The 11,852-nt window shown below is 73.8% G+C and carries 12 protein-coding genes; 6 read left to right on the top strand and 6 right to left on the bottom strand.

What is annotated here, in order from left to right:
• Positions 1–56: 56 nt before the first annotated feature.
• Positions 57–878, top strand: coding sequence for a PaaI family thioesterase (locus tag AC1UE4_RS19035; protein ID WP_482918884.1), 822 nt, complete (start codon positions 57–59; stop codon positions 876–878).
• Positions 875–1,702: a class I SAM-dependent methyltransferase gene (locus AC1UE4_RS19030; RefSeq protein WP_482918883.1), complete on the top strand. Its 828-nt coding sequence runs from the start codon at positions 875–877 to the stop codon at positions 1,700–1,702. Before AC1UE4_RS19035 ends, AC1UE4_RS19030 begins: the two co-directional genes overlap by 4 nt.
• Here AC1UE4_RS19030 and AC1UE4_RS19025 read toward each other — a convergent pair.
• Together AC1UE4_RS19025 and AC1UE4_RS19020 are read right to left on the bottom strand one after the other, a co-directional pair.
• Positions 1,699–2,682 carry an aldo/keto reductase gene (locus tag AC1UE4_RS19025; RefSeq protein WP_482918882.1) on the bottom strand — a complete coding sequence of 328 codons (984 nt, stop codon included), beginning with the start codon at positions 2,680–2,682 and terminating at the stop codon, positions 1,699–1,701. The two genes, AC1UE4_RS19030 and AC1UE4_RS19025, sit on opposite strands and share 4 nt — an antisense overlap.
• 9 nt (positions 2,683–2,691) lie before the next feature.
• Complete coding sequence (locus AC1UE4_RS19020) at positions 2,692–3,897, bottom strand: glycosyltransferase family 4 protein (RefSeq protein WP_482918881.1); 1,206 nt, start codon at positions 3,895–3,897, stop codon at positions 2,692–2,694.
• 61 nt (positions 3,898–3,958) lie between these two features.
• Between AC1UE4_RS19020 and AC1UE4_RS19015 the strand changes: the two genes are divergently transcribed.
• From AC1UE4_RS19015 to AC1UE4_RS19000, 4 genes are read left to right on the top strand one after another with little or no spacing between them, the layout of a single operon-like run.
• Positions 3,959–4,798 (top strand): NAD-dependent epimerase/dehydratase family protein, encoded by an 840-nt coding sequence (locus AC1UE4_RS19015; protein ID WP_482918880.1) that lies wholly within the window; start codon positions 3,959–3,961, stop codon positions 4,796–4,798.
• Positions 4,795–5,661: an NAD-dependent epimerase/dehydratase family protein gene (locus AC1UE4_RS19010; protein WP_482918879.1), complete on the top strand. Its 867-nt coding sequence runs from the start codon at positions 4,795–4,797 to the stop codon at positions 5,659–5,661. The genes AC1UE4_RS19015 and AC1UE4_RS19010 overlap by 4 nt, the downstream gene beginning before the upstream one ends.
• Positions 5,609–7,600: a polysaccharide biosynthesis protein gene (locus AC1UE4_RS19005; RefSeq protein ID WP_482918878.1), complete on the top strand. Its 1,992-nt coding sequence runs from the start codon at positions 5,609–5,611 to the stop codon at positions 7,598–7,600. Before AC1UE4_RS19010 ends, AC1UE4_RS19005 begins: the two co-directional genes overlap by 53 nt.
• A complete protein-coding gene (locus AC1UE4_RS19000) occupies positions 7,597–8,652 on the top strand; it encodes a glycosyltransferase (RefSeq protein ID WP_482918877.1) in 1,056 nt (351 codons plus the stop codon). Before AC1UE4_RS19005 ends, AC1UE4_RS19000 begins: the two co-directional genes overlap by 4 nt.
• Here AC1UE4_RS19000 and AC1UE4_RS18995 read toward each other — a convergent pair.
• Genes AC1UE4_RS18995 through AC1UE4_RS18980 form a run of 4 tightly spaced genes read right to left on the bottom strand, consistent with a single transcriptional unit; the run spans position 8,601 to position 11,847 of the window.
• Entirely contained in the window at positions 8,601–9,455 is an 855-nt protein-coding gene (locus tag AC1UE4_RS18995) for an alpha/beta fold hydrolase (RefSeq protein WP_482918876.1), read from the bottom strand. The two genes, AC1UE4_RS19000 and AC1UE4_RS18995, sit on opposite strands and share 52 nt — an antisense overlap.
• A 41-nt stretch (positions 9,456–9,496) precedes the next feature.
• A complete protein-coding gene (glyA, locus tag AC1UE4_RS18990) occupies positions 9,497–10,786 on the bottom strand; it encodes a serine hydroxymethyltransferase (protein ID WP_482918875.1) in 1,290 nt (429 codons plus the stop codon).
• 28 nt (positions 10,787–10,814) lie between these two features.
• Complete coding sequence (locus AC1UE4_RS18985; RefSeq protein WP_482918874.1) at positions 10,815–11,177, bottom strand: STAS domain-containing protein; 363 nt, start codon at positions 11,175–11,177, stop codon at positions 10,815–10,817.
• Between the two features lie 55 nt (positions 11,178–11,232).
• Complete coding sequence (locus AC1UE4_RS18980; RefSeq protein ID WP_482918873.1) at positions 11,233–11,847, bottom strand: L-threonylcarbamoyladenylate synthase; 615 nt, start codon at positions 11,845–11,847, stop codon at positions 11,233–11,235.
• Positions 11,848–11,852 lie beyond the last annotated feature (5 nt).

Below are 11,852 nucleotides of genomic sequence, written 5' to 3'. Positions count from 1 at the left end.
GCGCTGCAGGGTTCGCGAAGGGTTCGTGCAGGGTCGCGACGCCACCGTCCCGGCCCATGAAGACCCCAACCCTCGACCGAACCGCCCCGCGCCGAAACTCGACGAGGATCGTCCGCCCCGCCCCCGGAGACAGCGGGCCGGCGGCGCCGCGCGTCGTCGCGACCGACGAGGTCGTCATCGGCGCCCGCTTCAACGGCCCGCCCTCCTCCGCCAACGGCGGGTACGCCGCCGGGCTCGTCGCCGAGGCGATCGGCGACGCCGCGCGCGTCACGCTCCTCAAGCCGCCCCCGCTGCGCACGACGATGGTCCGCGAGCGGCTCGAGGACGGCGGCGTGCGGCTGCTGCACCGCGACGCCGTCGTCGCGACGGGCGCCCCGGCCCGGCCGAAGCTCGAGGTGCCCGAGCCGCCCGACCTCCTCTCCGCCGTCCTCGCGTCGCACCGCTACGCCGGCCATGACCCGGCCCGTCACCCGTGGCCGTCGTGCTTCGTCTGCGGCCCGCACCGCGTCGACGGCCTGCGGATCTTCCCCGGCCCGCTCCACGACGACCGCCCGCTGCTCGCCGGCACGTGGACGCCGCGCGACGAGCACGCCGACCGCGACGGCTTCGTGACGCCCCGCTTCGTGTGGGCCGCGCTCGACTGCCCGTCCGGCTTCGCGTGCATGCCGCCCGGCGAGCAGGTCGTGCTCGCCTCGATGACCGCCGCGCTCGAGCGGCCCACGCGCGCCGGCCAGCCGCTGCGCGTCACCGCGTGGAAGCTCGGCAGCGAGGGCCGCAAGCACCGCGCCGGCGCCGCCCTGCACGACACCGACGGCCGGCTCGTCGCCAAGGCCACCGCCCTCTGGATCACCCTCAACCGCCCCTTGGAGGCCTCATGACCACGCAGGTCACCGATCCCGTCGCCGCGCTCAAGACCGTGCACCGCACGGTGTGGGCCAGCGGCGACTACCCATCGATCGCCGCCCACATCGCGGTCGACCCGCCCACCGACGCGTTCCTGGCCGCCGGCATCCAGCCGGGCGACCGCGTCCTCGACGTGGCGACCGGCTCGGGCAACGCCGCGCTCCTCGCCGCCCGCCGCGGCGCGCAGGTGACCGGCCTCGACCTCGTCCCGGAGCTGCTGGACGTCGCGCGCGAGCGCGCCGCGGACCAGGGTGTCCACCTCGAGCTCGTGGAGGGCGACGCGGAGGCGCTGCCGTTCGCCGACGGCTCGTACGACCGCGTCACCTCGGTGTTCGGCATCCAGTTCGCCCCGCGCCACCAGGTCGTCGCCGACGAGCTCGTCCGCGTCGTCAAGCCGGGCGGCACGATCGCGCTCGTCAACTGGACGCCGAGCGGGCTCATCGGCCGCGTGCTCAAGGTGCTCGGCGGCTACCTGCCCAAGCCGCCCGAGTTCGCCTCGCCGCCGCCGCTGTGGGGCGACGAGGACCACGTGCGCACGCTGTTCGCGCCGCACCCGGTCGAGGTCGACGTCGATCGCGGCGTGAACCACTTCCGGTTCCCCACGGCCGACGCGTTCCTGGCGTTCTTCGAGGAGCGCTACGGCCCGATGATCGCGGCCCGCAAGCGGCTCGAGGGCGAGGGGACCTGGGACCGCTGCCGCCGCGACCTGCACGCGATGCTCGCGTCCTCGGACGAGGCGACCAGCGGCCCCTTCGACGGCGCGTCGGAGTACGCCGTCATCACGATCCGGAAGCGCTAGCGGTTCAGCGTCCGCATCCCGGACTGGTCGTACCGATCGCCGGCGGCCTGCGGCAGCTCCTCGTCGATGCGCCGCAGGTCGTCGTCGGTCAGCTGCACGTCGAGCGCGGCGAGGTTCTCCTCGAGGTACTTGCGGCGCTTGGTGCCGGGGATCGGCACGACGTCCTCGCCCCGCGCGAGCACCCACGCCAGCGCGAGCTGCCCCGACGTGCAGCCCTTCTCCGCGGCGAGCTCCTCCACCTTCGCGACGAGCTGCAGGTTCTTCTCGAGCGCCTCGCCCGTGAAGCGCGGGCCGGTGCGGCGGAAGTCGCCCTCGTCGAGGTCCTCGGGCCGCTTGAACCGCCCGCTCAGGAACCCGCGCCCGAGCGGCGAGTACGGCACGAAGCCGATCCCCAGCTCGCGGCAGGTCGGCAGGATCTCCGCCTCCACGTCGCGCGTCCACAGCGAGTACTCGGTCTGCAGCGCGGTGATCGGGTGCGTCGCATGCGCGCGGCGAAGCGTCTCCGGCGCCGCCTCGCTCAGCCCGAGATGGCGGACCTTGCCCTCGGTCACGAGCTCGGCCATCGCGCCGACCGTCTCCTCGATCGGCGTGCCCGGGTCGACGCGGTGCAGGTAGTAGAGGTCGACGTGGTCGGTCCCGAGGCGCTTGAGCGAGCCCTCGATCGACCGCCTCACGTTCTCCGGCGTGCCGTCCTGGACGCGGCGGTTGGGCTCGTCGTCGGTGGGAGCGAAGCGAATGCCGAACTTCGTCGCCAGCTGCACCTCGTCGCGGCGGCCCTGCAGGGCCTTGCCGAGCAGCTCCTCGTTCTTGTACGGCCCGTACATCTCGGCCGTGTCGAGGAACGTGCACCCGAGCTCGAGCGCCCGGTGGATCGTCGCGATCGCTTCGCCTTCGTCCGCCGTCCCGTAGAACGCGGACATCCCCATGCAGCCGAGGCCCATGGCGGAGACCTCGAGGTCCCCGAGCTTGCGCTTGTCCATCCGCCGAGGCTACTCGCGAATCGGTCCCCGCCCACTCCCGGCGTGGAGGAGCTCCTCGACGGCCTCCTCCTGCTCCTCCTCGGCCTCCGGCGTCGTGCGGCGCAGGCCGATCTTCGAGAAGTGGCGGGCCTTGAGGATCTCGAGCTCGTAGACCATCCAGATGCTCGCGAGCACGACCACGACGCCCGCGACGGCGCAGATGATCGTGTTGCTCGTGTCCCAGATGCCGAACGGCCGCGGCGGGACGAAGCGCAGCAGCAGCGAGTACGCCGCGAGCAGCGCCGCCCACGCGTGGAGGTACGCCGCGGTCTTGCGCTGTGACAGGCCGATGCGCATGAACCGGTGGTAGAAGTGGTTCTGGTCCGGCGCCCACGGGCGGCGCTTGTACTTCAGGCGCTTGGCGACGACGAACGACGTGTCGAGGATCGGCACGGCCATGATCAGCAGCGGCGCCGCCAGCGCGATCGTCGCCGGCGTCTTCAGCACGCCCTCGACCGCGAGCGACCCGAGCACGAAGCCGAGCGTCAGCGCCCCGCAGTCGCCCATGAAGATCTTCGCCGGGTGGTAGTTGTGCTGCAGGAACCCGATCGTCGCGCCGGCGACGATCGCCGCGACCGCGGCGGCGCTCGTGCGGCCGAACGACATCGCGAGGATCGCGAACGCCAGGGCGGCGATGCCGACGATCCCCGCCGCCAGCGCGTCCATCCCGTCGATGAGGTTCACGAGGTTCGCGACGAGCGCGATCCACAGCAGCGTGATGGGGATCGCCAAGCCGGTCGAGATGTCGAACGAGACGAACGGCAGGCCGATCCGGTCGAAGTGCATGTCGTAGCCGAGCACCGGGATCAGCGCGGCGGCCATGACGGCGAGCAGCTTCGTGCTCGCGCTGAGGCCCTTGGGGAGCAGGTCGTCGGCCAGCCCGATCGCCGCGACGATCGGCAGCGCGATGACGATCCCCTGAAGGGAGCCGTCGAGGTCGACGAAGAGCAGGACCGGCACGAGGATCCCGATCGCGATCGCCAGGCCGCCGATCCGGGGGATCGGGCGCTTGTGCACGCGCGGCCGGTCGCGGTCCGGGACGTCGTAGACGCCCGCGCGGATGGCGATGCGCGAGACGAGCGGCGTGAGGATCGCGACGATGAGCGCGGCGGTGAGGAGGCCCCACGCCACCGCGCTCTCGTGGACCAGCCGGTCGAGGGTCTCGCCGAAGGTCATGTGCCGTGGGATTCTAGGTCCGGCGCCCGGCCCCTACGCCCGGCCCCTACTCTTCGCGCGCGTGGCGCGCCTTCTCGTTCTCGGAGCCGGGTACCTCGGCGGGGCCATCGCCGCGCGTGCGCTCGACGCCGGCGACGAGGTCGTCCTGGCCGACAACTGGTACGCGACGGAGCGCTCGCAGCTCGACGAGCTCGAGGCACGCGGCGCCCGGGTGGTCGACCTCGACGTGCGCGACGCCGACGCGCTCGACAGCGTGCTGGGCGAGCGGTTCGACGTCGTCCACCTGACCGCCTCGCAGGCGTCGCGGCCGCTGTCGTTCGAGGACCCGGACTACACCGAGGAGACGAACGTGCTCGGCATCCGCCGCGTCGCCGAGCGCGTCCGCTCACCGGTGGTCTTCGCCTCGTCGCTGCACGTCTACGGCGGCCCGCTGAGTGGCGAGGTCGGCGCCGACCGCCCGTACGGCGAGCAGGGCGACCTCGCGCACCTCTCGAAGGTCCACAACGAGCTGGCGCTGAAGCTCTTCGCGCGGCGCAACGGGTTCCCGCTCGCGCTGCTGCGGCTCGGGATCGTCTACGGGCCGGGCCCGGTGGTCCACGACCGCCCGGAGTCGGTCACCGTCGTCGACAAGTTCCGCCGCCTCGCCGCCGCGGGCGAGCCGCTGCCGCTCGACGACGGCGGCCGCGCGACGATCGGCGTCGTGCACCTCGACGACGCGGCGCGGATCTTCCACGCGTGCCGGCCCGACGGGATCTCCGCCGCGAACGTCGCCGCGGAGACGATCACCGTCGGGGACGTCGCCGCGCTCGCGGAAGGGCGAGAGCCGGCGGGAGAGGCGACGTGGACCGTGACCTCTCCCTTCCAGTACCACTGCGGCGTGAGGGAGTACCTGGCGGGATGAAGGCGCTCGTCACCGGCGCGACGGGGTTCCTCGGCTGGCGGACGGCCACCCTCCTCGCCGAGCGCGGCCACGACGTCGTCGCGCTGGCGCGTCCCGGGCGGGCCGAGCGGGCGATGGCGCGCGAGATGGAGGTCGTCGAGCGCGACGCCGGCGATCCGGCGATCGGCGACCTCGTCGCCGGCTGCGACCGCGTCTTCCACTTCGCCGGCGTGCCCGACCCCGCGCGGGCCCGCGCCGACCCGGCGCGAGCGGTGCGCGAGAACGCGGGCACGACGCTGGCGCTGCTTGAGGCGTGCGCCGCGCACGGCGCCCGGCTCGTCTACCCGTCCTCGCAGCGCGCCGCCGAGGCGCCCGATCCGTACGGCATCTCCAAGCGTCTCGGCGAGGAGGTCTGCCTGCTGCACGCCGCCCCGGCCACTGTCGTGCGGCTGACCAGCGTGTTCGGCCCCGGCCAGGTGAGCTGGGAAGGCGCGACGGGAGCGATCGCCGCGTTCGCCGCCCGGGCGCTCGACGGGCGGCCGATCGGGATCCCCGGCAACCCGCGCCGCACGCGCGACTTCCTCTACGTCGACGACCTCGTCGACGCGATCGAGCACACGACCGACGACGGGGTCGTCAACGCAGGCAGCGGGATCGCGACGCCGCTGCTGGAGGCGGCCGAGCTCGTGTGCGAGGCGGCCGGCGTGGCCCCCGAGATCGACCTGCCGGGAGGGGATCTGCCGCCCGGCGAGAACGACAGCTACGGCCTGGATCCGCAGGGGCCGCGGCTAGCATTGGCCGCGCGTCCGCTGCGTGAGGCGGTCACCGCCTATGTCGACTGGCTCCGCCTGCATCCCGCTGCTCAAGGCCGCGCCCGAGCCTGAGCAGGTCGCGGAGCGGCTCGAGGGCGGGCCGTGGCGCGGCTTCGAGCTCGCGCTCCTGCCGCGGCACGTCGCCGACGACGCGGCGACCGCGCGCGCGGCGCAGGTCGTCAACGACGCCGTCGAGGGCCGCGACCTCGTCGTGCTCGCCGAGTCGCCCGTCTCGTGGGCGAGCGGGAACCACGTGCGCGTCGACCGGCTGGACGACGAGGCGAAGGCGGGGATCGAGCGCAGCGCGTCGTTCGCGCACGCCATCGGCTCCCCCGTCCTCACGATCCACCTCTACATCCCGCGGACGGCCGAGGACTTCCGCGCCGGCGCGCCGGTCGACGAGGACGCGGTGCAGGCGTTCCTCGAGGCGTTCGCGACGGCGTGCACCGACCGCGGGATCACGCCGCTCATCGAGAACGTCCCGCCCGTCCTGCGCATGCGCACCGGCGGCGCCTTCTACACGCCGATCGGCGGGCACTGGGAGGACCTCCTGCACTGGCGCGACCGCGTGCCGGCGCTGGGGTTCACCCTCGACACGTCGCACGCGGCGCTGTTCCGGGCGTTCGCCGCCGCGTACCCGTCGCTGTTCGGGCTGGCCGGCGACGAAGGGCTCGAGCTCGAGCGCTACGTCGAGGAGCTCGGCCCCGCCACCGAGGTCGCGCACGTCTCGAACGCGAGCGGCATCCTCGGCGAAGGCCTCAACTACGACGACCCGCACGGCGACCTCGACCTCGACCCGGTGGTCGCGCGGCTCGGCCGGCTCGTGCCGTACGCGGTGGCGGAGATCAACGAGCCCGACCACAGCGTCTCGCCGAACATCAAGGACGGCTACCGCCACCTCGAGCGCGCGCTGGCCGCCGACGCGGATGAGTGGAAGCGCCCGCCGCGCCGCCTGCCGCCGGAGGGCCTGGACTGGCAGGGCGTCATCGGCCGCCGCGACCCGGTGCCCGACGTACTCGGGCTGGCCGACGCGGTCGCGGACAAGCGTGTGCTCGTCACCGGCGGCGCGGGGTCGATCGGCAAGTCGCTGACGAGCCTGCTGGCGGCGGTCAAGCCGTCGCTCATCACCGTCATCGACTCGCACGAGGCGGCGCTGACCGCCGACCGGCACGCGAAGGGCGCGCTGCGCCTCGCCCGGTTCGAGCACGTCCTCTGCGACGTCCGCGACCGTGCGCGGCTGGAGGAGGAGACGGCGCGCGCCCGCCCCGACCTCGTGTTCCACCTCGCCGCGTACAAGCACGTCGACTGGGCCGAGCGCTACCCGGTCGAGTTCGCCGCGACGAACCTGGACGGGTCCTGGAACGTCCTGCGCGCCGCCGAGCAGGCGGGCGCGTCGTCGGTCGTCGTCGCGTCGACCGACAAGGCGGCGCGCGCCGTCAACCTCTACGGGCGGACGAAGCGGCTGATGGAGACGCTGACGCAGCTGGCGGCGGAGCGGTCGGGCCGCGGCCGCGCCGCGGTGCGGCTGGTGAACGTCCTCGGCAGCGCGGGGAGCGCGACGGAGCTGTGGCTGCGCCAGGCGCGCGCCGGCGTCCCCCTGACGCTGACCGATCCCACCATGGAGCGGTTCTGGATCACGATGGCGCACGCCGCGTCGCTCGTCGCCCACGGCGCGCTCGCCGCGTCCGAGGGCGTGCGGCTGGTCACCGCGGCCGACCCGATCGAGCTGCCGATCGGCCTCATCGCGGAGCGCATCTGGGACCAGGCCGGGACCGGGGCGCCGCAGCTGCACATCGCCGGCGTGCGCCCGGGCGAGACGATGAACGAGGTGCTCGTCGGGCCCGGCGAGGAGCTCGGCGGCGAGCTGCGCCAGGGCGTCGCCGCGATCACCGGCGAGGTGAGCCCCGGCGACGCGGCCGCGCTCGTCGACGAGATCGACGCGTGCGCCGGCGCCGAGGAGCGCCGCCAGGTCTGGCTGCGCGCGATGGCCCCGGCCGCCGCCGTGTCGTGACGCCCGGCGACGTCCCTCCCCCGCCCTCCGCCTCTCTGAGGATCCTGCTGGTCTCGCAGTTCTGGCCGAGCGACGACGATCCCGACTACGGCGTCTTCGTCAAGCAGGTCGCCGACGGCCTCGTGGCGCGCGGGCACGTGCTGGAGCGCGCCGTCGTCGATCACCGCGGCGCGGGGCGCAAGGGCGACGCCCGCCTTCTGCAGGAGGCGGCGGCGAAGGCGCGGGCGTTCAAGCCGGACGTCGTGTTCGGCCACTTCCTGCTGCCCGCGGGCGTCGCGGCGGCCGCGGCATCGGTGGCCGCGCGGGCGCCGCTCGTCGTCATGGCGCACGGCCAGGACGTGCGCAACGCGGTCGACAGCGCGGTGATCCGCCGCGGGACGGCGCTCGTCGTGCGCCGCGCGGACACCGTCATCTTCAACTCCGCCCACCTGCGCGACCTCCTGCCGCTGGCGCCGAAGCGCACCGCGGTCATCGACTGCGGCGTCGACCTCGAGGCGTTCGCGCCGCACGACGGCGCGGCCGCCCGCGCCGGGCGCGGACTCGCGGACGCCGAGCGCCCCGTCTTCCTCTTCGCCGGCAGCCTCATCGAGCGCAAGAACGTCGTTCGCCTGCGCGACGCGTTCGCGGAGTACGGCCAGGGAACGCTGGTCGTGTTGGGCGACGGCCCGCTGCGCGACGAGCTCGAGGGCCGCGCGAGCATCCGGCTCGAGGGCCGCGTCGCGTACGCCGACGTCCCCGGCTGGATGGCCGCGGCCGACGTGCTCTGCCTGCCGAGCCTCGAGGAGCCGCTCGGCCAGGTGCTGCTCGAGGCGATGGCGAGCGAGCGGTCCGTCGTCGCGACGCGCATCGGCGGGCCGCCGGAGTTCGTCCCGCATGAAGCCGGCGCGCTCGTCGACCCGCACGACACGCGGTCGATCCTCGCGGGGCTGGAGCACGCCGCGGGGCTGCCGTCGCCGAACCCGGCGGCGCGCAGGGCGGCCGCCGAGCACGACGTCAAGCGTCAAGTCGCACGCATGGAGGCGGTGCTCGCGAGCGCCGCCGGCCGCGCCTGAGCGGCGAAGTCCGCGATCAGCGCGGCGATGCCGTTCGGGTCGTCCCACATCGGCGTGTGCCCGAGGCCCGGCAGCTCCCGGTACTGCACGCCGGGGATCGACCGGCGGAAGTACTGCGAGTGCTTGCCGAGCGGCAGGATCCGGTCCTTCGTCCCCCACGCCAGCAGCACCGGCACGTCGATGCGGTCGAGCTCGAGCAGGCGCGCCTCGCCCGTGCGGATGGTCTCGAAGACGGCGTCGACGACGGCGCAGCGGATCGACGAGCGCGCGAGCTCGACCGCGTCGTCGGCGGGCACCTGGTCGCCGCGGGCCATGACGTCGCGCAGCGCGAGGCGGCGCATGCCGGGCCGGCGCATCACGCGGACGAGGTGCTTCTCGGTCCGCTTGCCGAGCGCCTGGTTGCGGGCGAACCACTTGACGATGCGCTCGGGCTCGACCGTGTCGTGCTCCTCCCAGCCGCCGCCCGGCGAGATCGCCACGACGCTGCGCGCGCGGCCGCGCTTGGCCATCTCCAGCGACAGCGCGCCGCCCATCGAGTTGCCGGCGAAGTGCGCGGTGTCGATCCCCTGCTCGTCGAGCAGCGTCTCGAGGTGGTTCGCCGCCTCGGCGATCGTGTGCGCCGGCCCGTCCGGCACCTCCGGGCCGCCATCGTGGCCGTGCAGCGTCGGGGCGAAGACGTCGAAGCGCGGGACGAGGTCGGCGAGGACCGGCTTCCAGCACTTCCACGTCGCGGTGAAGCCATGGACGAGGACGAGGGGCTCCCCCTCGCCGGCCCGGTAGCGGGCGCGCGAGATCTCGGGCATGGCCGGCGATGATGCCAGCGGTCCTACTTCCGGTGCGGCACTTAGGTCAGCGCGTGCTGGCCCAGATGGGCGTAGAGCGGGTAGCGGTCGGCGATCGCCGTCACCCGCTCGGCCAGCTCGCCGCGGCGGTCGTCGAACTCGGGCTGCAGCGCGGCGGCGATGATCGAGCCGACCTCGCGGAAGTCGTCGGCCTGCAGGCCGCGCGTCGCGAGGGCGGGCGTGCCGATGCGCAGGCCGCTCGAGACCGCCGGCGGGCGCGGGTCGAACGGGACCGCGTTGCGGTTGACCGTGATGCCGATGTCATGCAGCCGGTCCTCGGCCTGCTGGCCGTCCAGCTCCGACTCGCGCAGGTCGCAGAGCACGAGGTGCACGTCGGTGCCGCCGGTGAGGACGCTGACGCCGTTGCCGGCGCCCAGCAGCTCCTCCGCCACGGCCTTCGCGCCGTCGAGGGTGCGGCGCTGGCGCTCGCGGAACTGCTCGGTCTGCGCGATGCCGAACGCGATCGCCTTGCCGGCGATGACGTGCATGAGCGGGCCGCCCTGCTGACCGGGGAAGACGGCGGAGTCGATCTTCTTCTGGTGCTCGGCCCGGCAGAGGATCGCGCCGCCGCGCGCGCCGCCGAGCGTCTTGTGCACGGTCGTCGTGACCACGTCGGCGTGCTCGACGGGGTTCGGGTGCAGCCCGGCCGCGACGAGGCCGGCGAAGTGCGCCATGTCGACCATGAGCAGCGCACCGACCTCGTCGGCGATCTCGCGGAAGGCGGCGAAGTCGAGCTGCCGCGGGTACGCCGACCAGCCGGCGAGGAGGAGCTTCGGCTTGCGTTCGCGCGCGACCTGGCGGACCTCGTCCATGTCGATGAGCGAGTCGGACTCGCGCACGTGGTACGGCGCGATGTCGTAGAGCCGCCCCGACAGGTTGATCTTCATGCCGTGGGTCAGGTGGCCGCCGTGCGGCAGCGCGAGGCCCATGATCGTGTCGCCCGGCTGCAGCAGCGCGTGGTAGACGGCGGCGTTGGCCTGCGCGCCGGCGTGCGGCTGCACGTTGACGTGCTCGGCGCCGAAGAGCTGCTTGGCGCGGTCGATCGCGAGCTGCTCCGCCACGTCGACGAACTCGCAGCCGCCGTAGTAGCGGCGGCCGGGGTAGCCCTCGGCGTACTTGTTCGTGAGGACGCTGCCCTGCGCCTCGAGGATCGCCTGCGGGACGAAGTTCTCGGACGCGATCATCTCGAGCGTCCGCTGCTGGCGGTCGAGCTCGTCCTCGAGGACCTTGGCGATCTCGGGGTCGACCTCGGCAAGGGGGCGGTTGAAGAAGTCCGGCGGCAGCTCGGTCACGCCGCCAAGGGTACCCCGCCGCACGGCGCTACGGCCGGGACTTCGGCCCGTTCGGCCCGAGCGCCGTCTCGATGTCGCGCACGACCTCGAGGTGCTCCTCCAGCCGCGTCACCTGCAGGACCCGCGACACCGCGCGGCTGCCCTTCAGGATCACCAGGCGCCAACCGCCCTTACGCGCGCGGCGGTGCGCCGAGACGAGGCGCGCGAGGCCCGCGCTGTCGAGCATCGTCACGCCGCGCAGGTCGACGCACACGACGTCGGGATGACGGGCCTCGACGTCGAGCACACGGCGGTCGAACGTGTAGGCCGACTGCAGGTCCAGCTCACCGCTGAGATGGAGGTGCACGACCCCGTTCCGCGGCTGAGATTCAGTCAGCTGGAGGGGTGTCACGATCGCCTGAGCGTACGCTCTCCGGCGGCGCGACGCGGCGCGTTCCCACTCCGGATCAGAGACCGCTGAGGCGCTCCCGGATGGCTTCGCGATCGACCATCCCGTCGCGCACGACGGCCCAGTCGCGCGTCTCCTCGAACGTGCGCAGATCGATGACCGTCGACGGCACGCCGGGCAGCGGCCCGGCGTCGAGCACGAGGTCGACCTCGTCGCGGATGTGCTGCGGAACCTCACCGACTTCTCGCGCATCGGGACCGCCGCTGGCGTTCGCGCTGGACTGCAGGACGGGCCACCGGACGGCGGAGAGCGCGGCGGCGTTCGGCGGCAGCGAGGGAACCCGGACGCCGAGCACGTCGCCGCCGCCCGCGAGCGGGAACCGCCCGGCGGGGTTCGGCACCAGCAGCGACACGCCGCCGGGAAGCAGCGCCTCGAACGCAGCGCGCGTCCGCTCGCCGAGCTCCGCGAGCGCGTCGAGCGCGACGCCGACCGAGAAGAACATGACCGCGGCCGGCTTGTCCGGCCGCCGGCCCTTGATCGCGTAGAGCCGCCGCACCGCCTCGTCCGTGTCCGGCTCGCAAGCCAGCCCGTACACCGTGTCCGCCGGGAACAGCGCGACGCCGCCGACGCTCATGCACCGCGAGAACGTCGCCGCGTCGTCGGGCGTCAGCACCTTCT

The organism is Parviterribacter kavangonensis (assembly GCF_056863335.1).
This window is presented reverse-complemented; position numbering and strand designations above follow the sequence as displayed.